The organism is Zavarzinella sp. (genome assembly GCA_041399155.1).
In the GTDB taxonomy this organism is placed as follows: Bacteria; Planctomycetota; Planctomycetia; order Gemmatales; family Gemmataceae; genus JAWKTI01.
Genome location: JAWKTI010000001.1, coordinates 994,108 through 1,017,693, shown reverse-complemented (window position 1 = coordinate 1,017,693; position 23,586 = coordinate 994,108). Strand labels below are relative to the sequence as shown.

Sequence of the window (23,586 nt, the reverse complement as noted above, 5' to 3'; positions counted from 1 at the left end):
ATAAAGCAATATTGCATTATTGCAATTTGATAATTTTCCGCACTTCATTATGAAAAATCATTCATTTTCAGGCATTTCTGCACAGAGATTTTTCGTGCCTATTATTTCTCTTCGATGGAGAAATTTCCCTATAATGATGAAATGATGAACGTTGAAAATCCCCCGTCTCGGGGTGTGCCAGCCGTTACCTTTTGGGGTGCAGCCCAGGTGGTAACCGGGTCGATGCACGTATTCGAGTACGGTGAATCAAAAATATTACTGGATTGTGGGCTATTTCAGGGAAAACGCGAAGAGGCCCGCGAGAGGAACTCCCGCTTCCCTTTTTCACCACGCCGCATTAATGCGGTGCTGGTTTCGCACGCCCACATCGATCACTGTGGCAACCTGCCCACTTTGATCCGTCAGGGTTACAATGGCCCGATCTACTGCACCCCTGCTGGCAGAGATCTTCTGGCGGTAATGCTGATCGATTCAGCGAAAATCCAGGAAGAAGAAGCCGCCCACCTGAACATTCAGCGGCAATACGCAGAACCATTTGTGGAACCGTTGTACGCACGGATCGATGTGGACCAGGTTTTGGCACAGTGCGTCCCACTGCGATATCACGAAGAGCACCAATTAAACGATGGTATCTCGTTTCATTTTGCCGAAGCCGGCCATGTGCTGGGCTCGTCGATGATCCATATCACTGCACAGGGTGCCCACGGAACAAAGAAGATTACCTTTACGGGCGATCTTGGCCGACGCGGTTTACCACTGTTACGCCCCAGCGCACCGATCCCACCCGCCGATGTGCTGGTGTGTGAAAGCACTTACGGAGATCGCGTACATGAATCGATCGACATAACGGTAGAAAAAATGTATGCCACAATCAATAAAACGATCGAACGTGAAGGCAATATACTGATCCCCGCTTTCAGCCTGGGCCGCACCCAACTGATCATCCATTACCTGCAGCAGGGGATCATTCAGAAAAAGTTTCCCAAGATTCCCGTATATGTCGACAGCCCGCTGGCTGCAAACATAACTGAAGTGTATGAAAACCACCCCGAATGCCTGACTGATGATGCTCAGAAGTTACTGCGTGATGGTACAGGTATCCTGGGTGGAGACTGTGTCACTTACATCAGGGATTTTGAAGACAGTCTGCGTATCAGCCGCACTCCTGGGTCAAAAATTATCGTTGCTTCCAGTGGCATGTGTGATGCAGGTCGGATTCTGCACCACTTGAAAGAACATGTGGATGACCCACGTTCAACGGTAATGCTCGTTAGCTATCAGGCACCTGGCACTACCGGACGTCGGCTGCTGGACAAAAACCCCACCGTCCGCTTTCTGGGCAAGGAATGGAACAAATGGATCGATGTGGTGCATTTGGAAGGCTTTTCCGCCCATGCGGACAAAGAGGATTTTCTTTCGTACATGCGACCATTGGTGGGGAAAATTGGCAAAATCCGCCTCATCCACGGTGAAAAAGACCAGGCTAATGCCATGGCAACCCATTTGATGAACCTTGGATTTGAGGATGTCTCGATTCCCCAGGCTGGCGAGCAGGTATTGTTGCAGTAATTTCTCAGGCAACCACAAATTCGCTTCCGAAACAGTTTCATAATCGATCTGACGCCGGCCATCTTTTCTTAGAAAACTTCTGTAAGATATCATTTGGATTGCCAGGAGGTAGGGATGATGCATAACTGGAAGTTTGCGGTGCTGCTGGCACTGACTCTGGGTGGGGCTGCGACGATTTTTGTGTTCCTGAATCGTAATAATCAGACCGAGGAAAATGAGCTGCTCGCAGAAACCAAAACTGCCGGTTTTGATGGCGACCGGGCAATTCAATATCTTGACCTGCTATGTAAAATCGGGCCACGCATCAGTGGGTCCGATGGGATGAAAGCCCAGCAGAAACTGCTCAAAGATCATTTTGAGAAATTTGGTGCCGTGGTGACTTTCCAAAAGTTCGACGCTTCCCAAAGAAGTAAAGTTGAGAAAGTGGAGATGACCAACATGATTATCTCCTGGCACCCCGAAATGAAAAAACGCATCTTGATTTGCGGGCATTATGATACCCGCCCGATTGCCGATCAGGAACCGAAGAAACGGGATTGGTACAAGCCGTTTGTCAGTGCGAATGATGGCACTTCGACAGTGGCGTTTATGATGGAAATGGCCCATAGCATGAAAGACCTGAAGCCAAACGTGGGGGTCGATTTCATTCTGTTTGATGGCGAAGAATACATTCACAACCCGGTAATCGACAATTATTTCTTCGGATCCGAATATTTTGCGAATGATTACACAAAAAATCCTCCCAAACATGTTTACGTTGCGGGAGTGCTGCTGGATTTGTTTGCGGCCAATGGTGCCACGTTTCGACCAGAACAGAATTCCAAGTTTCTAGCGGGTAAAGTGCTCGAAGATTTGTGGAATATTGCCGCCGAATTGAAAATTCCACGCTTTGAAGATGGCAAGGGCGATAACGTCAGTGATGACCACATCGCATTAAACCGGGCGAAGATACCCACAGTGGACATTATCGACCTACAATATGAGCATTGGCACCGATTGAGCGATACACCTGACAAGTGTTCCCCAAGTGCGATGACCGATGTGGCAAAAGTAATCATCGAGTGGCTGAAAAGATTAAAATAACTTCACTTTTATGCACCGCTATTAAGTGAAAGAAATCTCATTAATTGTGGGAGCTTCCAATCATGTTTCTGGCAGCCATCTCTTTTGCCGTTTTGCTGGCGGGATTGGCAATTGTGTCCTTGCGGTACCAGTTTCGCAATTTTTTGAAATATCGCCGCGGGGTACTCGCCAGCACAGATCGCAGCTACCTGCGGGGGCAGTTCTTCAGACGCACCACCAACGCCTTTTTTATGCTGGCACTGGCGGGCCTGCTTGTCTGGTCGTTTTCTTCCGGCAAGCACCAGCACTTTGAAGAAATTGCCCAGATGAAAGAGAAGGCCCCCAATTCGGAAATGTCGGAAAATGACAAACTTTTTCTGAAAAATTATGTGATGTACTGGATTGTGGTACTCGGTGTGCTACTGATGGTTTTACTGCTGGCTATTGTCGATTATTTTGCCGTAAGTCTTTACGGCAGACAGGAAATCCGCCGAATTCAGCGTGAACAGCGTTCACTACTGGAAAGGGATTTGGCTATGGTCCGCACTCAGCAGATAAATAATCGAATGAAAGGTGGATCTGCGCAATAATTGCCCACGAGAACCGAATAACTCTTTGATGACGAAAAATTCACTGTCGGGCGGTATAATAAAGTTGCCACTCAGTGAATCGCGGGTAGTTGAATCCAATTTTTGGATGACATTGCCAGCCGGTGAGGGGAATTCAGGCTGCTGGATCGCCTGAAATACATCATAAAGGTTACGCAACGATGATTGGTCGCATACAAGTCCGCATTGGGATACTGTCAATCGCAGCCATCGTGCTGGCCACGGGGCAGCTATTCGCCCAGAATCCTGCCACCGATGGGATGTTTGTTACCGTGAAAAATCCGATCACGGAAGGCACCCTGAATCAGATCAAGGCCGGGATCGACAAAGCTCGTAATACCCCCGGCCGTAACATTAAAATCGTGGTGTTCGATTTCAATCCGAATGGACAGGACGCCTCCACCGAAAATTATGGGGCCTGTTACGATCTTGCCGATTACATCCGAACTCTAGCGAACAACAACATTACACCAGTGGCGTTTGTCCACGCCAAAGCCACCCACCATACCGTGCTGCCGATCATTGCCTGTTCTGAACTGGTGATGTCCAGCAGTGCCCGGATTGGCGAAGTTGCAAGTGCTGAAAAACCGCTGAATCAGGATCAGATCGATCGCTACACCAGCCTTGCAGGTCTGCCACGGGCTGCTGCAGTGCTGAAAATGATCGATCGAAACGTTGTGATGGTACAAGGACTTCATCGTGGGGGGCAGATTTATGTAGACCTCCGCAAGGTGGACTCGAACGACCCCCTTTACACTGATGTGCGGGTGATCAATCGCACACCGGTTAACATGCCAGCCGGGTTGGCAATGTATGATGTGGAGCAGGCTCGACGGTTCGGGTTGTGTCAGTTGCAGAAAGAAACCCGCGCAGAAGTAGCCGCACGATACAATTTACCCGCCTCTTCCATTGATGAAGACCCACTGGGTGCGATGGCACGCAAGGGCGTTCTGTTTCGACTGGAAGGGAAAATCGATGGCTCATTGCGGGAAAAAATGCGTCGCCAACTGGAAACCGCCCGTGCAAACAAGGAAAATACTTTCATTTTTCAATTGGAGTGTAGTGGGGGCGATCCTACCACGGCACGCGAAATTGCCGATATGATTCTGGCGTTTGGTAAAGACGGCGATTATATGGCTGAAACGATCGCCTACATTCCCAATGAAGCCGCTGATTTAAGTACGATGATCGCCTTTGCTTGTCACAAAATCATCATGTACCGTGGAGGACCAAATAAACAGGCCCAATTAGGGAATTTCGAAGACTATCTGCGTGCAGCAGATCAACAACGATTCAGCCCAGAGATTATCTCACAAAACCTCCGCGAAATCGCTGAAAAACGGGGCTATCCCAGCATCATCTGTGATGCACTCTTTAATCCAGAGATCGAACTGATTCAAGCTCGAAACATTACCAATGGGGAAACTCAGGTGATGGATCGAAAGAAATTAGGTACCGCGGAAGGCAAAAACTGGGAAGCAATGGGGGCACCGATCAAACAACGCGGGGAATGGCTGGTGTTGAATGCCACCACCATGGAAAATCTGCGGCTGGCAAAAACGATTCCCAACCAGGATATCCAGGAAGTCTACACGTTGCTGAACCTGGAACAGCGTGATGTCAGGAATTCCAAACCATCGTGGCTGGATAGTTTTGCTGCATTTCTTCGCAGAACCGATGTTTCCATTCTGTTGGTAATCATTGGAATTGCCGGTCTTGTGCTGGAACTGAAGGCGCCTGGCCTGATGTTACCCGGAATTGTTGCTGCATTGTGCTTCGTGCTCTTCTTCTGGTCCCAGACCCAACTCGGTGGGGCACTGATTTATCTGGCCATCATGTTATTCATCCTGGGAATTCTGCTATTGGGGATAGAACTGTTCCTGATTCCAGGATTCGGCGTTGCTGGTGTCAGTGGCATCATCCTGATGTTGTGTGGCATCGTCCTTGCAGGTGTCGATCGGGCACCGGAAAGCCGATCTGACTGGATCGAATTGATCTCCCGTATGTTACGTTATGGTCTGACCATGGTGGGGGCTGGTATTGGGGCGTTTTTCCTTGGCAGATTGCTACCAAGTGTACCATATGCTAACCGACTGATGCTTTCCAGTCCTGCTGATGCAGCCGACAACGATGTACCATACCTCCCAGGAAATGAACAGGCACTGAGTTTACTTGGCCAAACAGGTGCAGCTGTTTCAATGTTGAGACCAGCAGGGACTGCGAAGTTTGGTGATGCGTTTGTGGATGTAGTCACCGAAGGTGATTTCATCGATCCAGGTACTCCTATTCAAGTGGTGGAAGTTGAAGGAAATCGGATCGTTGTAAAACGGGTCTGATCTACGAAACACCTCAAAAAATCTGCCACTCTTTACAATCGCTCACCTGCTTCTGCAAAATCGTTCAACAAGAGAATCCGCGATGACAGGTTCCGTGATCATCTGTGGTTTGGGCAAAATTGGCTGGCGAGTTATCGAAACATTCGCCCCCACTGGCATGAAGCTGGTAGCAATTGACGATCGAGCCCAGCCCGACGACCCTAGGCTGCTTGGGGTCACACTGATACGCGGAGATTTCCGCAATATTGTCAACCTTGAAGCTGCAGGTGTCCGAACTGCAACCGGCGTCCTGTTAATGACCAGCGACGACCTTCACAATATTGCCGCCACGCTGCTGATACGCAAACTAAATCCGGACGTTCGCATTGTCTTACGTATGTTCAATCAAAACCTGCTGTCACGTCTCGGCAGTACGGTGAATAATGTTACCGCACTAAGTGTATCTGCATTGGCCGCACCGATGATTGCTGCGAACGCCATGGCCCGTGATGTCCAGGCATCTTACCTGATTAACGGCCAGCGATACGAAGTTCAACATAGTGAACTGTTCGATAATTCTTTGGCAGTACGGGCCTCCGCCGGTTATTTTCAAAAACAGACAGGCCTGCAGATTATCTGGGCCAATCATCCGCCACAGTGGGGCTGGGAACAAAGCCCAGAGCAACAATTTCAAACAGGCAATCAACTGGTGCTGCATGGCCCACCTACAGCGTTCGATTCCATCGCTGCTTCCACATCGGTAAAGCCCCACAAAGCGTGGTATGCGAATCGATTCACTCGTTGGTTCCGCGTGCTGGTGCGAACAGCCTACACCGCCGATCGGATGGTGCAGATTGGCGCGGTCTTGCTACTCTCCGTGTTCTTTGGCAGCATGCTCACCTTCCACTTTGGTCTGAAGGCAAGCTGGCCAGATGCCTTTATCCGCACTATTGGTGCCGTTATTACCGGCGACGATGTCAGCAGCGACAACTACCCCGGGTGGGGGAAATTTTTCGTAGGAAGTCTGCGCCTTACTGGTACCATCCTGGTTGCTGCCTTCACTGCGATCCTCACAAACTTCCTGATTCGGGCCCGCCTGGGTGGGGTGCTGGAGGTCAGACGCATCCCCGATGCTGGCCATATTGTCGTGGTGGGCCTCGGGAACATGGGGCTGCGTGTCGCTTTCGACCTGCATGACATGGAAGAAGAAGTCGTCGTCATTGAACTCAAAGCAGATAATCCGTTTGTGGGCACATGCCGTCGCAAAGGGATTGCCGTGCTGACTGCCGATGCCACCGTCACCGATGTCTTGAAACAGGCACGGGCGGACCAGGCAAAAGCAATTATCTGCACCACGAACTCAGACCTGGCCAACCTCGAAATTACATTGTTGGTGCGGGAAATGAACGCCACGCAACGGATCATCCCACTGCTGGCAGATACCACACTGGCAGAAACAGCCCGCACCTCGGCACAGGTGCCATTTGCCCTCAGTATTCCGGAATTGGCAGCACCTGCTTTCGTTGCAGCCCTCTTTGGCGATCAAATACGGGCTGTCTTTACGGTGGAGCATCGCCTGCTGTTTATTGTTGAACTGAAAGTCCATGACAATCTTGATTCGCTGTTTGATCAGACAGCTATGGCTATTTCGATTGATTACCACTGCGTACCCGTAGCGATCGTTTCGGCAGAAGGAAATCAATCAGCACCTGATTCAGCATACCGCCTGAAAGTTGGTGATACTTTACGGTTGATTGCTCCATTAGATCATCTGGACAGATTATCCCGTCGGCTACCAGCCCCTCGTAACCAACAGGTGGTGGTGCAGCAATTCCCACTGACAGCACGGGATTATCTGCTGAATCAGTTGAAAATCACATTCAGCTACGATGATGAAACGGCCAGCAAAACTTTGGAAACACCGCCTTTTGTACTCGCGAACCACCTCAGCCTTGGAAATGCACTGGCGATGAAAACCCACCTTCAGAGAGATAAGGTTGCGGTTACAGTGGAACCCTGCCTCCGATGAAAGACATAGATACTTATTTCATTACTTGTTCTCTGCCATAGAAACCAAATTAAATTGATACCAGTTCTGTTCAATTGTTGGGCGATCATTTCTGCAAGTATTCCAATATCCTGCGAAGAACATTGTAGTCGCTGGGATAGGCTGAATCAGCAATTTTCCTTAGTGGAATTGGGACTTCATCCATCCGGTATGCCGTGCCTTGCTTATGAATGCCGTAAACTGCTGTATGAAACCGGATTGTGGGTGGGACGGGAGATTGCGTGCCCGGCGAATCCAGTGTGATCGTTGGGATATTTCGAAGGTGGGAGAGTGCGGCACTGCTGAAATCCCTGATCGTTTCTGACCCAATTAAAAGGCATAGATCGGGTTCTCGGCGGGCAAGCATCTCAGGCACGGTAAACTCACCCGGGTTGTAGCGTGGGGAGCCAGATGCAAAGTTCACACCAAATGGGAAACCTGTTTGCCAGGTCAGCACACTATCTGCGCCAGCTACATCGCCCATCCGGCGCAGGCGACGTGCGTAAAATCGGCGCTGATCGTTCAGTTCCATCGTGTAACGAAGCAGCACTTCTACTGTGCGGTGGGCAAAAGGCTGTTTCACCAACCCCCCACCAAAAAAGACGATTCCAAACCGCGATCCATGAAAAAGTTTGTGCAGATGCCTCGCGGTGATGCTGGCCCCCTCCCAGTTGGGCTGTTTTCGCAACGCCCTAAGTTCTGTGAGAAGTTGCCAGTCGTTCCCTTCTGAGACCGAAAAATAATGGTCTGATACCTTCGCCGTGGGAGTTTCGGCTACATCAACAGTGATGATTTTTCGCCCAGCTCGAGGCGGGCAATACCGCTCGAGATGTCGTGGGTGCGTCGTCACCGGGTCGCAACCCCAGAACACTATCAAGTCGGCCCTCTGTTTCACTTCGCCCAATGTGCAGGTCGACTCCCCCACTTCCTGTAAAGCCATCAACGAAGGTGCGTGCCCGGTGGCTGCAGAAGTATCAATCGTAGCACGGATTTGTTCTGCCAGATGTACCGCCGCACGTTGGCCTTCGGTGGTGCTGCGCGATAGCCCGTAGATCACCGGATATTTGGCATTCTTCAAGAGTTCGCTGGCACGAGCAATCGCCGTTTCCAACAGAACTTCTTTACCTTCAAATGCCGCAACTGCTGGATTGGTATGTGTTTGTGATAAAAACCACTCTTTTCCAATCTCGCAGGTGTGGGCTGTTTCGATCACACGATTATCAGAAATCGTCACACGAATATCGTCGCACACGCACCCACATGCGGTACAGGCAGTATTTTCATAAATCTGGACCTGGGGGAGTTCAGTGGTCATCATTGATCCAATTCGAGCGATTGTTACCGTCGAAGGTTAACAATACAGAATATTTTATGAAAATATTATCATTAAAATAGAATGAAAATCACTGGTATTCCTGGTGGCTTTCAAAACGTTTGAAAGTCGTAAAATAGCCTCATGAAACCAGTATCAATCGTGGCACATAAGATTCGCCTGCCACTGAAAAAAGTGATCAAGCACGCCTCCCATGTGCGGCACGATACCGAAAATATTATCGTGCGGGTGCAGTTGCCCGATGGCACGGGGGGCTGGGGGGAAGGTGTCCCACGCGAGTATGTCACAGGTGAAAGTGCTGATGTGGGGCTTGATCTGCTGACTCAGGCTGGAATTAGTGACCAATTGGCCCCTGTGGAATCGTTTTCGCAGGTACTGGCACTGGTGGAGAAGCTGGAATTGCCCACAGTTGCGGGTGATGACCGTCGTGTGATGGGAAATGCTGCCCGATGTGCGCTCGAATTGGCCCTGCTGGATGCCTACGGCAAAGTTTATGGCGAACCACTGTGTAATGTGGCGAAGGAACTAGCACCAGAGTTGTATCAATTTCAAAATGAAGTCTATTACAGCGGTGCGATTACTTCCGCCCGCAAAGGGTTAAAAATACGCCTGGCTTCGTGGCGAATGAGAATTTACGGTTTTCGCAGTATTAAGGTGAAAGTGGGCATGGAAGGTTACGACGACCCCAAACGATTACGGATGATTCGTAATCGCGTGGGGAAAAATGTCGCCCTGCGAGTCGATGCGAATGAAGCATGGTCACCCGATGAAGCGGTTGCAAAGATTCAGGAATTAGAACCAAGCAATCTAATATCTGTGGAACAGCCGATCCCACACGAAAATTGTGCGGCACTTCCGGCTATCCGCAAACAGGTCAAAACGCCCATCATGCTGGATGAATCACTGTGTGGGATGATTGATGCCAGAACTGCTGCGGAAAATGGTTATGCTGACGCCTTTAACCTGCGGATTTCCAAATGTGGTGGCTTGATTCCCACCATTCGGCTGGCTCAGTTTGCCCAACAGCATGGCATTCGCTACCAACTTGGCTGTCAGGTGGGGGAAAGTGCCATTCTTTCTGCTGCTGGCAGACAATTCGCCACCTGCATCAAAGATCTACTGGCAATTGAAGGTTCGTTCGATCGACACCTGGTGCAGTACCCACTCAGCAAGGAAGATATTACCTTCGGTTACGGTGGGAAAGCCCCCGCGATTGTTCGCACTGGTCTGGGAATTGATGTTCAGGCCGAATGGATTGAACGATTATCTGAGCGTCAGATTGTTTTGTGTGGTTGATACTGGGGAATTTTCATGGCGGACAAGGCATACACCATCCACCATTACCACTGCAGCGATGGCTATCAGTGTGCATTTCGGCATTATCCCGCCCCCAATGCGAAAACGCGTTTAATTTTGCTGCACGGGATCCAAAGCCACGCTGGCTGGTATGAACGATCGTGTACCCAGCTTGCCGCACGCGGGATTGAATGCTATTTTCTCGACCGCCGTGGCAGTGGGCTGAATACAGATAATCGTGGTGATTGCCCCAGTTTCCGACGGTTGTTGGATGATATTGCCGAATTTATCAAGCAGTTACCGCAAGGTGGTACCACTTCATTAGCCGCAATCAGTTGGGGTGGGAAGCTGGGTGTCGGTTTTCAATATCGGCACCCTGGGCTGGTGCAGAAACTTGCCTTACTTTGCCCAGGCTTGTTCCCCAAAGTGGGGCTGTCATTAATGAAGCGACTCTGGATTGGACGGTGTGCGTTGCGGGCACCCACGAAGCTGTTCGATATCCCTCTGAACGACCCGAATTTGTTTACCACCAGTGAAACCTGGCGGGAATTCATACGCAACGATTCCTTGGCATTGCACCAGGCTACCGCACGAATGTTGTTTCAAAGTAACAGCCTGGATATTTATCTGCGGCGTGCACGAAAGTGGTTGAAATTGCCCGTATTACTCCAACTGGCATCTGAAGACCAGATTATTGACAATGCCCAAACCAGACGTTACATCGAACGTAGTCCCAGCAATTCAAAGATTATCGAATACGCAGGTGCCCACCACACGTTGGAATTTGAACCAGAAAATCACCCGTTTGTGGAAGACCTGGCAACCTTTTTGCTGCAAGAGTAACCATTTTCACAACGATGTCAGGTGCGATGCCAAGAAAAATCTTTGTTACTGGTGGAACAGGTTACCTTGGCAGCCATGTTGTGCAGCACCTGGTAGAAACTGGCCACGATGTCACTGTAATGACCCGGAGTCATTTGCCTACAAAGCCTGTGTGGTGGCTTGGGGTAAAATCGATCCAGGTTCCGGATATCAGGGAAGTTACGACCGATCAGTGGCAACAATTTCTCCCCCACCACGATCTGGTGGTGCATCTCGCGTGGGATGTTGAACCAGGGAAATATCTGCACAGCAAAACGAATCAAGAATACGCTGATGCCACTCTGAAAATGGCTTTAGTGGTTCAGGAATTAGCCATTCCAAGATTCGTTGGGGTAGGCACCTGCCTTGAATATCGCCCTAAAAATGCCCCATTGGAAGTGGATGATCCCGTGGATCCTTCATCCTTGTATGCAGAATGTAAGTTAAACACCTGCAATAAGTTACGACAATTGTTTACTGCTTCAGGCACACAATTCGCCTGGGCGAGAGTTTTTTTTCTGTACGGAGGCGACGAAAAGCCACAACGTCTGGGTGGCTACCTGCACCAACAACTTCGTCAGGCACTTCCTGTAAAGTTGACCTCTGGAATCCAAATTCGCGATTATCTGCCAGTGGATGTGGCAGGAACAAATATTGCCAAATTGGCATTAAGCAATTATTGTGGGGTGGCCAACATTTGTTCCGGCAATGCCACCACCGTGCGGGAATTGGCAGAATCTATTGCCGATCTGTACGGTAGAAGGGATTTTCTGCAGTTTGGTGCATTGCCAGACAATCCCAACGAAATCCCAATGATCGTGGGCAGAAAAACGGAGTTTTCATGAGTAAGGTGCTATACAAGGTCGACAAACTGCCCTTGTTTCAGAACAAAGTGTACCCCACCTACGAACAGGCAATCACAGCCGAAGTGGGATCGTTGGAACTTGTGCACCATCCGGTTACAGGTCATATCTACAACCAGCTATTTGAATCGGAACGTGTGATTTACGACATTCATTACGACAACGAGCAATCTCACAGTGCCGCATTTCAGGCCCACCTGAAGGATGTGGCACAGTTGATCATTCAAGAGATGGGAAAGGACAATCTTGTCGAGGTGGGGTGCGGCAAAGGCTTCTTCCTCGACCTCCTGCTAGCTCAGGGGTGCGATGTTACTGGGTTTGATCCCTCGTTTGCAGGTGACCACCCACGGATCCGCAGAAAATACTTTGCCCCAGAAGATCAATTTCAAGCCAATGGCCTTGTTTTGCGGCATGTTCTGGAACATATCCTGCACCCGCACCAGTTTTTGCAGATGTTGCGGGTTGCGAATGGCGGGCATGGGTTGATCTACATTGAAGTCCCTTGCCTGGACTGGATTATCAGCAACGGTACGTGGTGGGATATTTTCTATGAACATGTGAACTATTTTCGGCTTTCCGACCTGACCGGAATGTTTGACAACGTACATGCTGCAGGTCGTTGTTTTGGAGAGCAGTACCTGTACCTCATTGCTGACCTGGGTAGTTTACGCACTAATTTTGAGATTCGGCATGAATTTTCAAGCGAGAGTCTAAAGTGTCTGCAGCCAATTATCGATACAGCCAAAATCGACCCCACAAAAGAAGTGGTGTGGGGGGCAGCTTCCAAAGGTGTTATTTATTCATTGCATCGCAAGCGTCTGTGCCTGCCAGTGAAGCAGATCGTGGATATTAATCCTAACAAACAGGGAAAATATTTACCAGTCACCGGTTTACAGGTTCAGTCGCCCGCGGAATGTCTCAGCATGATGCCCGCCGATACCGTAATTCGCATTATGAACAGCAATTACTTGAACGAAATCCAACAATCTACCGGAAACCGTTTCCAATACGAGACTATCTGATGTCATTTGAAGAAGAAATGCAGGCCCGCCTGGCAGAGTATCCGCACAAACCTGAGTTGCAAGCCGCAGCAAAGCAGTTCATGCAGGAAACGATTCGGGAAAAATATTCTTACCACTTTCACTGGTTGGGCAGGCCGATCATCCAATATCCCCAGGATATTGTGAAGATGCAGGAACTGATCTGGGCGGTTCAACCCGATCTGATCATTGAAACTGGCGTGGCACATGGTGGGTCGTTGATTTTTCATGCGTCGATGCTGGCAATTCTCGATCAATGCGACGCACGTCAAACGGGAAAGGGAGCGAACAAGTCATTGCCACGCAAAGTGTTAGGGATTGATATTGATATTCGACCCCATAACCGCAGTGCAATCGAAGCCCACCCTCTATCCAGCTATATCGAGCTGCTGCAGGGATCATCGATTGATCCCACAATCACCAGCCAGGTGAGTGCCACGGCACAGAAATATGAAAAAGTATTAATCTGTCTCGATTCCAACCACACGCACGACCACGTTTATGAAGAACTACTGGCGTATGCACCACTGACGAGTGTGAGCAGTTATTGTGTCGTCTTCGATGGTGTGGTAGAAGATCTGCCATCGGAATTGATTGTTGATCGGCCCTGGGGCAAGGGAAACAACCCGAAAACAGCAGTTCATGCCTACTTAAAGCACCTGGAAAATCACCCCACCGTGGGGCAGGATGGAAAACCACTATCTTTTGAAATCGACCACACAACTGATTCACAGTTGCTGATTTCTGTGGCGCCCGAAGGTTATTTGAAGCGGTTAGGCTGACAAAAATGAGACTATTTTAATTTCCACCATTGCACATTCGTAAAACCTACAGCCGGGTTCATTACGGTCAAATCAGGTCGATCATCGGCTCGTTCCAGGTGAATTTCCAGTTGGTGATGTACCAATGCAAAGCGATCGATCTGCCAGAGTGGCACAAATGGCACCCGCTGGTTAAACGACTGGTGGGTATCCCACGTACGTTGGCGGAACTCTTCAAAATTGCGAAACCGCAGCCGAGAATCAAGTAACGATGCAAAGCGTCGATCAGCATCACTGGGATTGGTCGAACGATCCAGATAGCCAAGAAAGTTCCGTTCTGCTCTGCCCACAGCATTCGCATCTAAAAGAGAGTTCAGGTCAAACCAGTCATCTGCATACTCGTGGTGGGTCAATGCGAGGTCAAAATCGCGTTCCAGATGCACTTTTTCCCGAAATCGGGTGGCATCCAGCGGTTGCAGATCAATTTGAATGCGATTTTCGTTGTTCACCTGCCCACCTGCGGCTTCAATCTGGGCTTTCAACTCTCCACAGATATTGATCATGTTGGGATCACGGGCCAAAAATGCCAATCGTAACCGCACAGATTTATTCGCTGGCAGTGCGTCTGTAAACAGTGCTTCCGAACCCGGCCGAAACAGGGAAACCTGTCTCGCATTCTTCGGTGTCGCCCACGAATTCAGTGGGACTGGACCAGTAAGTGCCTGGTGGGCAGTTTTGTCCCCACTTCGAAAGTGGTCGTTCAGAATTTTTTCACGATCGATTGCTGCCATGATTCCCTGTCGAAACTTTTCATTCTGCAATTCCGGTCGACGATGATTGATCGCCAGCATGCTGATCCGCCTATTGTGGGTGATTGGTATTACGTTGAGATGATTTCGTAACACTTGGGAACTCTTGACCTGCTGTGCCAGCGCAGGTGGGGCATCGGGCAGATAATGTAACTGTCCAGCAACCACTTCTTCCGCAATGCTCGATTCATTCACCTCCACAAAGCGGATTTCATGAATGTTGGGCAAACCAAACAGGTTGGTGCGTAAACCGTAATCAGTATTCGCCCGAAAAACCACCGCTTCCTTCTTGCGAATTTCCTGCTCGCGGTTGATGTAGCGATACGGCCCACTGCCAAACGGTTCGCGGGCAAAACGATCATCGTCTGCATTCATTCCTTGCGAACGTAAGTAGTTCATTGGTAAGACTTTCCATTGCATCGTGATATGGGGATCGATTAAACCATGCTGCAGAAATAAGGTCAGTTGATTGGGATCTCCCAACCGCTCCAGTTTGTCGATCAAGTGCGTATTTGTGGCAGCATTTCGCCCAAGAAAAGTATCGGATTGCAATACCCGTAGTGTCTCGCGGATATCAGCCGAAGTGAGGTGGCTGGCTTCAGATTTGCCCCACCGAACATTGTTGTGCAACTGGACTGTCCGGCGAAGAGATTCTGCACCTGGCAGGCGAGTAATTAACTGCGGCTGATATCGGGCGGAATCCCGAGTGGGAATATTCGTCAACAAGCCTTCAAACATCAGTTCGACAGCCCACTGCTCTGCCTGATTATAAGCGGTCAGGGGTGACATTTTCTGTGGAAGTTCGGCTACTCCAACGTAAAGCACCTTCCCACGGATTTTCCCACGTGCGGCTGGTATTGCCTCCAGCTCAGGTGCGATCGTTTCCGCCTGTCGGAGTCGATTCAACGCAGCAGCGGTCTGGTTCATCTGATCCAGCTTCAGTGCCTCATTCACCAGAATCTGCGCCCGCTGATTCAACCACCTGCGACCAGTGGCGATTAAGGCAGAGTCTTTTTTGCCAGGCAACTGCTCATAATTCAGCAATGTTTCCCGTAAGCTCAGCAATTCCTGATCGGATGGGTTTTTCAGCGTTTTCTGAGCCCGCATTAACTGAAAACCAAAGAAATCTTTTTGAATGTCGATATCGTTCAGATTTTCGGTGTAGAGTTGAAGCCCGATTTCTAATGCCTGATCGTACTTTTCTGCGGCAATGTATGCCGTGAAAGTCTGACGTTGCAGTTTTAACATCTGGGCTTTCAACTGGTCGCCCACCTCTGCCCAGCCTTCGCCAGCGCGCTTGCCGCTGGTTACCCATCGCTGGTGGTTTTTATAGGCCACCGCCACAGCACGCAGCGCTACATTCAATTGATCTGGTCGTTCCAGGCCAGTTTTGGTGTTTTGCAGAAAAAAATCTACTTTTTTTAACACCATCAGTTCAAATGGGATCAAGTCGAATCCAGAACCAGTATTCATCTTGAACTGGGTCGATTTTTGCAGGGTCGTATCGAGTTTACCGAATTCGAATTCCTGCTCAGGTAATTTGCGAAAAGGCAGCAATTCGGTCTGGAAAGTAGCCCCACCTGCAAAGTTGGATTGCAGTGTGTCGTATGGGATTAACAAAGTGCGAAAAAGGTTGCGGGCCGTTGTGTTGGTAGTTTTGTTCAGCTCTTCCTGCATCGTGCCCACTTGAACCGGAACCGGATTAGCGGGATTATTGTTGCCCGCCTCGGGATTCTGGGGTGGAGGCACTGGAACCATCGGCACATTCGGGCCATCTTCCACTTCTTTTCGAGGCGGTTGACCGTAAATTGCTGAAACGAAAAAAGTCAAACCGATTGCCAGCAGGATGGTGCCTGTAGGTGCAGGTATTTTCCTCATCAATTTTTCACCACTTTGCACGATACTTTCCAAATACTCTGGTGTTGATTATACCAGAGGTTATGGCAAACGCGCCAGGGAATGTTTCTTTGGGCGTGGGCCATACAGTTTTTTCGTTCAAACGGTATGCAAATCGTTTGAACCAGGTCGTACACCGAGGATTTCTACCTCAAAAGGAGAACCACATGGTTCGCAAACTGCTTGCTGTTACTGCAGCTCTGATGTTGACCTTCGGCACCGTGTTTGCTGAAGAAGTGAAGGCCACTTTCGTCAAATTTGCTGAAGGCAAACTGACCGTTAAAGTGGGCGAAGACACCAAGGAATACAAAGTTCCTGAAGATCTGAAATTGAAATTCGGCAAGAAAGAAGTCGAAGTCAGCAAAATGCTGAGCAACCCCAAGTTGAAAGAAGGCACCAAGATGACCCTGGATGTCGAAGGTGACACCCTGAAAGGTCTGAAGATGGGTGGTGGCAAGAAAAAGAAAGACGCCAACTAGTCTTCATTGATTTCTAATAATTTCAGTGGCCTCGCACCGTGTGCGGGGTTTTTTTACGCCATTTTTTCGATTTATTTGAGCTGAATTCGAATTGTTCATTGCACGATTTCTCTTGGATCTGTGAGCAGGAAATTCTGTTTCAATGCCTTCATGAGAAGCTTTCCAGACATGATGGCTTTCATATAAATGATCTTTTCCGGATGACAGCCACTCTCGACTGCCTAACTCTGGCAAAATCGAATTGTATCGTTATCGGCCACTACGAAGGTGGGAATTGTTGAATGGAATTGTTGACACCCTTATTTGATTGGCACAACGCACAAAAAGCACGCATGGTCCCCTTTGGTGGGTGGTCAATGCCAGTGCAGTACAGTTCGATCATCGAAGAGCACCAGATTGTTCGCCAGCAGGCGGGCCTGTTTGATATCTCCCACATGGGGCGGATTGAGTTTTCAGGTCCCGATCAGATTACTTTTCTGGAACTGGTTTACACCAACGCGGTCAGCAACCTGAAAGTGGGCCAGATTCGCTACGGGCTTGTTTGCAACGATGTTGGTGGCATCCTGGATGATGTGCTGGTATATCGCTGGGCAGAAAACCAGTTTTCGATGGTGGTAAATGCCTCGAACCGCACCAAAATATTAGAGCATTTTCATCAAATCCAGCAGTTGCACCAACTGCAGGTCACGTGGGACGACCAGACCTTTAATACCGCCATGATTGCGATTCAAGGCCCCAAGGCGATTGCAAACTCAACGGGGCTGTTCGGTATTGATGCTGCTAGCTTGAAGTATTACTACGGTGCGGTGGGTGATTACCGGGGCCAGCACTGCCTGGTTTCCCGCACTGGTTATACTGGGGAAGATGGGCTGGAAGTGATTGTTAGCAAGGAACTTGCGACAAATCTGGCTGATGATTTTGTGGCACGTGGCATCAAACCGTGCGGCCTGGGTGCACGCGATACCCTGCGTCTGGAAGCCGCGATGCCACTGTATGGGCACGAACTGAACGAAGAAACCGATCCCATCCAGGCGGGCCTGGGCTGGGCTGTAAAGTTGCAAAAAGCAGATTTCATTGGCAAAACCGCCATTCAGGAACGTGCCACGAATCACAATATACGAAAACGGGTGGGACTGGTGCTGGAAGGCAAACGGGCTGCCCGCGAAGGGTGCATCGTGCTGCAGAACAATCATCCCGCTGGCATTGTTACCAGCGGCAGTTATGCCCCAACATTGCAACAATCAATTGCGATGGCCTACGTGGATCCGCAGTGTTCTGCTGTGAACACGGAATTGGTTGTGGATATTCGTGGCACCCATGTAAATGCCCGCATTGTAGAATTACCTTTTTACCAACGTGCTTCTTAAGCGAGAGATGACTATGGATATTTCACACCTGTTGTTTACCACTTCCCACGAGTGGGTGGAAATTGAAGGTGAAGTGGCAACTGTGGGAATTACCCAGTTTGCGGTAGACCAACTGACCGATGTGACCCACCTGGAACTGCCCAAAGTGGGCACCACAGTGAATCAGTTGCAACGGTTTGGCGAAATTGAGTCGGTCAAGGCAGTATTTGACCTGAACTGTCCCGTAGCTGGTACGGTGATGGCAAAAAACGAAGCAGTGGAAAACGATCCCGCACTGATCAACGAAGATCCTTACCGTAAAGGCTGGATGATTCGGGTGAAATTGTCAGGAGATGTCGATAAGAGCAAGTTGCTGGATCTGAAGACATACGAAGAACAGCTTGCCAGCCACTAAGCAGGTGTTGTGGTTCAGAGAAACAGAGAAAGACGATTCCGGAGCATTTTTGTGCCGTATGTATTGAACACCCCCAGTGATGTCGAGCAAATGCTGCAATCTATTGGGGCTGCAAGTATTGAAGAGTTGTTTACCCAGGTTCCGGCTGCTTTGCGGCTGAATCGGGATCTCGAGATTCCAAAGGCAATGTCCGAACTGGAATTGACGCGGCATCTGCACCACCTTGGTGGAAAAAATCAGGCGGCTGGCGACGGTGTTTGCTTCCTGGGTGGGGGCAGTTACGACCATTTTATCCCATCCGTGGTGGATGCAGTAAGTTCTCGTAGTGAGTTTTACACCGCTTACACGCCATATCAGGCCGAAGCCAGCCAGGGAAGCTTGCAGGCGTTTTACGAATATCAGACGTTAGTTTGCCAACTTTCGGGCATGGATGTCTCGAACGCCAGCCTGTATGAAGGTGGCTCCAGCGTGGCAGAAGCAGTGCTGATGGCTCTGAACATTACCGAGCGCCGTGGCAATGTAGTAATCGCGGGAAGCGTTCACCCAGAGTACCGCCAGACTTTGGAAACATATCTGACCCCACTTCAAGTTCCCTTGGTGGTATTACCCACTTCCGATGGCTATCTGTTGCCGGAAGATCTGCAAAAAGCAGTCAATGACCAGACCGCCGCGGTTATCTTTCAGCAGCCGAACTTTTTTGGTCATCTGGAAGATGTGGTAGAACTGACCCGCATTGCTAAACAAAGTGGTGCAATGGTCATTGTCAGCTTTGATCCGATCAGCGTGGGAGTGATGAAACGCCCAGGCGACTATCATGCCGATATTGCGGTAGCAGAAGGCCAGTCTTTAGGAACACCGATGGGTTTTGGTGGGCCGTATCTCGGTATAATGGCCTGTCGACAGGAATTTGTACGTAAAATCCCCGGCCGACTGGTGGGGGAAACAACCGACCGGAACGGTAAACGGTGCTGGGTGCTGACACTGCAGACACGCGAACAGCACATTCGTCGGGATAAGGCTACCAGTAATATCTGCACAAACCAGGGCCTGTTTGCACTTCGAGCCGCTGTGTTTCTCACGGCACTCGGCCCGAAAGGCTTAAAAGAAACAGCGGAACACTGTTTGCAGAAGGCACATTTTGCCGCAGAGCAACTTTGCAGCATTCCCGGTGTATCTATGGCGTTTAATCGACCCTTCTTCAAAGAATTTGCATTGCGTTTTCCGAAACCTGTGGATGCAATCCGTAAAGAACTGCAACAGGACGGTTACTTTGCCCCACTATCTGTGAATCGTTATTACCCTACGTGGGATACCGTGGGTACCGTGGCAGTTACTGAAAAACGAACGAAAGATGAAATTCTGGGACTTTGCGAAGCACTGAAACGCGTGCTTGCTTAATGTGTTCTTAAGCGTGAAATAGCTACGTGCCCTGCAAAACACACTTCCAGATCCGATTCAGGCAAACGTGGTCGTTCATGGTAAATCCCTGCATATTTCCAGCCAAGTTCATCAGGCTCGTACACCAGCGGATGCGGGTGGGGATCAACCGGACATTCAATAAGTTCTGGTTGCACATCTGGATGGTGGGGTAAATTGACATTCCAATATTCCCCCGCTTGTAACGGTTGATCGAGAATTTTGTGTAACACCTGAGTAACAAGTTCGGCAGCCCGTTGCCAGTCGAAGTCTCTGCTGGGTGCCCGATAGTGGGAAAGTGCCACCGAAGGTATGCCGTGTAATCGGGCTTCGCGTGCGGCTGCGACAGTTCCGGAACAAAAAATATCTGCCCCGAGATTCCCACCGTGGTTGATTCCGGAAAGCACCAGATCGAACTGTTGAGGCAGGTTCAACAATGCCAGCCTCACGCAATCTGCCGGAGTGCCGTGGGCAACAAACTGACCTGCTCTGGCCTGTTCAAATCTAACCGCCTGATGTGCGGTAATCACATGGCTGCACCCCGACTGTGGTTCTGCAGGTGCCACCAGCACCACATTACCAAACTGCGATGCCAGTGCAAACAACGTTTCAATCCCTTCCGCACCAATGCCGTCGTCGTTGGTGACTAAAATATTCCGTGCCAATTGATCCCCACAAAAAATGATTTGTTGTTCCCATTCTTATGGAGTGGGTGCAGAAAATTACCAGATTGCCAGAATATGAAAGCCAAATGAGAGCCATTTCCGGCTTTTTTCCGCCATTTTGCAAAAATGTGCCAAATTTTGAATCAATCACACCTCCTCAAGGCAATATTAATATGTGCAAGTGGCAAAATCACTGTGGATCGATTGTCCAATCCCAGTTCCAATAGCCACTAAGTTTGTGAAGACAGGTGATCGGCGATGAAAATTCAATTTGCAACATTGGCACTTTTGGTGGCGACGATTCATGGGTACTCTCAGCAGGCAACCACAGAAGGTGCCAAACAGTTTTCGATGGTGGTCACTCCTTTCCTGCAACAATATTGTGCGGAGTGCCACGCGGGCAAATCGTTGAAAGGCGACTTCTCTGTAGAAACAACGAAACTGACTAATGATTTCACTGATGCAGCCACCAAAGCCAAATGGCGTGAAGTAGTCAACGTATTAAACAGTCATGAAATGCCACCTAAAAAAAGTGTGCAGCCAACTGCAAAGGAAGTGGCTGCCGTAGTCGACTGGATCACTGCTCAGGCAGTGGCTGCAGAATTATCTCAGCGTGAAGCGGAGGTGGTTCTACGTCGATTGAATCGTGAAGAATATCGCAATACCATCCGGGATTTACTGGGAATTGATTACGATACCAGCTATTTTCCGGAAGATCCGCTGGCAGGTGGCTTTGACAACAACGGCAAGGCACTCACGATGTCGCCATTGCAACTGGAAACTTACTTCCGTGCCGCACGCGAAGTGCTCGACCGGGCAATCGTTACTGGCGAACGGCCCAAGGCAATTCGCTGGAAATTCGAACCCACGGTGGGAGATATGGATCGCAGGCGAGTGAAAGTAGACGAGCAAAATCGTTCGGTCATCGTCAATGGCGGCAACAATACGCAGCAAGGCACTTGGGTTCGTATTCATCACGATTCATGGGACAAAGGGATCGGCGCACGCAACTTCCGCGTGCCTGTGGCTGGGGAATATATCATTCGCATCAAAGCAGCCAGCATTATTCCGAAACGGGATGAAGTGGTAGCTTCGGCAAAAGAAATTCTGGATGCCAGAAGAATTGAGCAGGATAAGAAAAATCCAAAGGGTGCGAAATATACACTGCAACAGATGCAGAACGATCTGAAGCATTTTGAAACAGATCGCATGTATGACTATGGCCCTGCCCGTCTGAAAATGACGGTGCAGCTTGGCCCACAACCGAAAACAATTGCCGAGTTCGATTGCGATGGCACGCTGGAGAAGCCGAAAGTGCATGAAATCCGCACACGCTTCACCACGGAAAGTGCCGGGATTAGTCTGCATTATGCCTACAGTATCCCGCGGGAACTGGAAAACTTCTGGCTGCAGAACCGTCTGGCACGCCCGGAGCTATTGGTGGAATGGTTTGAACTGGAAGGCCCGATATACGATGCCTGGCCGCCTTCATCACATACTAAATTGCTGGGAACTATCGATCAATCGAATGAGGATAACCATGCAAGTAAGGTGCTGACCCAGTTCATGCGGAAAGCATTTCGCCGACCAGTGACTGCCGATGAAGTTGCACGCAAGCATCGCTTGTATCTGAATGCCAAAGCTGCCGGTGCAGATTTTCACAGTGCAATCAAAGAAGCCTTTGCGGCAGTGCTGACTTCACCACACTTTCTTTACCTGGTGGAAACCACAGAAACACCGCAACAGGATCAACTGAATGCCCACCAGTTGGCAGCACGGATGTCGTACTTTTTGTGGTCGAGTATGCCGGATGATGAACTCAATCGCCTGGCAGACAATGGTAAAATTCTGGATCCAAATGTGCGGTTGGAACAACTTGCTCGAATGCTGGCCGATCCGAAAAACAGTGCGTTTGTACAAAACTTTGCCGGACAATGGCTCGCCCTTCGTGAAGTAGGCAAGAATCCACCTGCACCTGATTTATACCCACGGTATGATCGGCACCTGGAAGTTTCGATGATTCAGGAAAGTGAAGAATTCTTCAAGGAAATCCTGAAGAATCATCGCCCACTCTCTGATTTCATCGACTCCGATTACGTGGTGATCAATGAACGGTTAGCACGTTACTATGGCATTCCCAATGTCTCGGGCGATTACTTTCGCAAAGTGGCTGTCCCGCCTGAGGTTCACCGTGGGGGGATTGTCACCCAGGCATCGATCCTGACGGTAACTTCTAACGGCACCCGCACATCACCAGTGAAACGTGGCACATGGATTCTGAAAACGTTGTTAGGCATTGACCCTGGCTTACCTGTTGCGAACGCTGGTGAGATTGCACCTAAAGTACCAGGAATTGATAAAGCAACTGTCCGGAAACGTCTGGAAATTCACCGGGAGCTGGATCAATGTGCCCGCTGCCACAACAAGATCGACCCACTTGGCTTTTCACTGGAAAATTTCAATGCTGCAGGCGAATGGCGTGATCGGGAAGGATTTGGCTACAAAGGTCGCATTGGCTCCAACGACCCACTGATTGATGCTTCGGCAGAAATGATCGACGGCACCAAGTTTGTGGGTGTTGCTGGTTTGCAACAAGTGATGCTGCGAGATAAAAAATTGTTCTATCGGTGCCTGGCAACTAAGTTGTTGACCTATGCCCTGGGACGAGAACCTGGCCTGGCAGACCAACCCACGATTTCGGTGCTCGTAGAAAAACTTGAAAAGGAGCCTGCTACTTTGAATACACTGTTACAAGCAATCGTGACCAGCACCGCATTTGGGAGAAAATAGTTCCCCATCTACTGA

18 protein-coding genes are annotated in these 23,586 nt (G+C 49.6%); 15 read left to right on the top strand and 3 right to left on the bottom strand.

Translation table 11 applies throughout. The features are described from left to right. Positions 1–141 precede the first annotated feature (141 nt). The 5 genes from R3B84_04330 (at position 142) to R3B84_04310 (ending at position 7,583) form a co-directional block, all read left to right on the top strand. Positions 142–1,569, top strand: a complete 1,428-nt coding sequence (locus R3B84_04330; GenBank protein ID MEZ6139780.1) for an MBL fold metallo-hydrolase — start codon at positions 142–144, stop codon at positions 1,567–1,569. 114 nt (positions 1,570–1,683) lie between these two features. Then, positions 1,684–2,652 carry a M28 family peptidase gene (locus R3B84_04325; protein ID MEZ6139779.1) on the top strand — a complete coding sequence of 323 codons (969 nt, stop codon included), beginning with the start codon at positions 1,684–1,686 and terminating at the stop codon, positions 2,650–2,652. Between the two features lie 62 nt (positions 2,653–2,714). Then, positions 2,715–3,221, top strand: a complete 507-nt coding sequence (locus tag R3B84_04320; protein ID MEZ6139778.1) for a hypothetical protein — start codon at positions 2,715–2,717, stop codon at positions 3,219–3,221. A 179-nt stretch (positions 3,222–3,400) separates the two neighbouring features. Then, positions 3,401–5,575 (top strand): NfeD family protein, encoded by a 2,175-nt coding sequence (locus tag R3B84_04315; GenBank protein MEZ6139777.1) that lies wholly within the window; start codon positions 3,401–3,403, stop codon positions 5,573–5,575. A gap of 82 nt (positions 5,576–5,657) precedes the next feature. After that, a complete protein-coding gene (locus R3B84_04310; protein ID MEZ6139776.1) occupies positions 5,658–7,583 on the top strand; it encodes an NAD-binding protein in 1,926 nt (641 codons plus the stop codon). A gap of 85 nt (positions 7,584–7,668) precedes the next feature. Here R3B84_04310 and R3B84_04305 read toward each other — a convergent pair whose 3' ends face one another. Next, positions 7,669–8,919, bottom strand: a complete 1,251-nt coding sequence (locus R3B84_04305; GenBank protein ID MEZ6139775.1) for a formylmethanofuran dehydrogenase subunit B — start codon at positions 8,917–8,919, stop codon at positions 7,669–7,671. 138 nt (positions 8,920–9,057) lie between these two features. On the opposite strand from R3B84_04305, the gene R3B84_04300 reads away from it, so the two are divergent. From R3B84_04300 to R3B84_04280, 5 genes are read left to right on the top strand one after another with little or no spacing between them, the layout of a single operon-like run. Continuing rightward, on the top strand, positions 9,058–10,230 hold the full coding sequence (locus R3B84_04300; protein ID MEZ6139774.1) for an enolase C-terminal domain-like protein: 1,173 nt from the start codon (positions 9,058–9,060) through the stop codon (positions 10,228–10,230). Positions 10,231–10,245: 15 nt separating this feature from the next. Next, complete coding sequence (locus R3B84_04295) at positions 10,246–11,073, top strand: alpha/beta fold hydrolase (protein MEZ6139773.1); 828 nt, start codon at positions 10,246–10,248, stop codon at positions 11,071–11,073. 26 nt (positions 11,074–11,099) lie between these two features. Next, a complete protein-coding gene (locus R3B84_04290; GenBank protein MEZ6139772.1) occupies positions 11,100–11,936 on the top strand; it encodes an NAD(P)-dependent oxidoreductase in 837 nt (278 codons plus the stop codon). Beyond that, complete coding sequence (locus R3B84_04285; GenBank protein ID MEZ6139771.1) at positions 11,933–12,976, top strand: class I SAM-dependent methyltransferase; 1,044 nt, start codon at positions 11,933–11,935, stop codon at positions 12,974–12,976. Before R3B84_04290 ends, R3B84_04285 begins: the two co-directional genes overlap by 4 nt. Further along, the gene (locus R3B84_04280; GenBank protein MEZ6139770.1) at positions 12,976–13,776 is read left to right on the top strand and encodes a cephalosporin hydroxylase family protein; all 801 of its coding nucleotides are present in this window, start codon (positions 12,976–12,978) and stop codon (positions 13,774–13,776) included. The genes R3B84_04285 and R3B84_04280 overlap by 1 nt, the downstream gene beginning before the upstream one ends. Positions 13,777–13,787: 11 nt before the next feature. Here R3B84_04280 and R3B84_04275 read toward each other — a convergent pair whose 3' ends face one another. After that, positions 13,788–16,442 carry an ABC transporter substrate-binding protein gene (locus tag R3B84_04275; GenBank protein MEZ6139769.1) on the bottom strand — a complete coding sequence of 885 codons (2,655 nt, stop codon included), beginning with the start codon at positions 16,440–16,442 and terminating at the stop codon, positions 13,788–13,790. Positions 16,443–16,627: 185 nt separating this feature from the next. On the opposite strand from R3B84_04275, the gene R3B84_04270 reads away from it, so the two are divergent. The 4 genes from R3B84_04270 (at position 16,628) to gcvPA (ending at position 20,098) form a co-directional block, all read left to right on the top strand. Then, positions 16,628–16,939, top strand: coding sequence for a hypothetical protein (locus R3B84_04270; protein MEZ6139768.1), 312 nt, complete (start codon positions 16,628–16,630; stop codon positions 16,937–16,939). Positions 16,940–17,220: 281 nt separating this feature from the next. Then, entirely contained in the window at positions 17,221–18,306 is a 1,086-nt protein-coding gene (gene gcvT, locus R3B84_04265) for a glycine cleavage system aminomethyltransferase GcvT (GenBank protein MEZ6139767.1), read from the top strand. A gap of 13 nt (positions 18,307–18,319) precedes the next feature. Continuing rightward, on the top strand, positions 18,320–18,700 hold the full coding sequence (gcvH, locus tag R3B84_04260; protein ID MEZ6139766.1) for a glycine cleavage system protein GcvH: 381 nt from the start codon (positions 18,320–18,322) through the stop codon (positions 18,698–18,700). Positions 18,701–18,751: 51 nt separating this feature from the next. After that, the gene (gene gcvPA, locus R3B84_04255) at positions 18,752–20,098 is read left to right on the top strand and encodes an aminomethyl-transferring glycine dehydrogenase subunit GcvPA (protein ID MEZ6139765.1); all 1,347 of its coding nucleotides are present in this window, start codon (positions 18,752–18,754) and stop codon (positions 20,096–20,098) included. Here the strand turns inward: gcvPA and surE are convergent. After that, positions 20,095–20,781, bottom strand: a complete 687-nt coding sequence (gene surE, locus R3B84_04250; GenBank protein ID MEZ6139764.1) for a 5'/3'-nucleotidase SurE — start codon at positions 20,779–20,781, stop codon at positions 20,095–20,097. The genes gcvPA and surE overlap by 4 nt on opposite strands. 258 nt (positions 20,782–21,039) lie before the next feature. Between surE and R3B84_04245 the strand changes: the two genes are divergently transcribed. Continuing rightward, positions 21,040–23,571 carry a DUF1592 domain-containing protein gene (locus tag R3B84_04245; protein MEZ6139763.1) on the top strand — a complete coding sequence of 844 codons (2,532 nt, stop codon included), beginning with the start codon at positions 21,040–21,042 and terminating at the stop codon, positions 23,569–23,571. Positions 23,572–23,586: the final 15 nt, after the last annotated feature.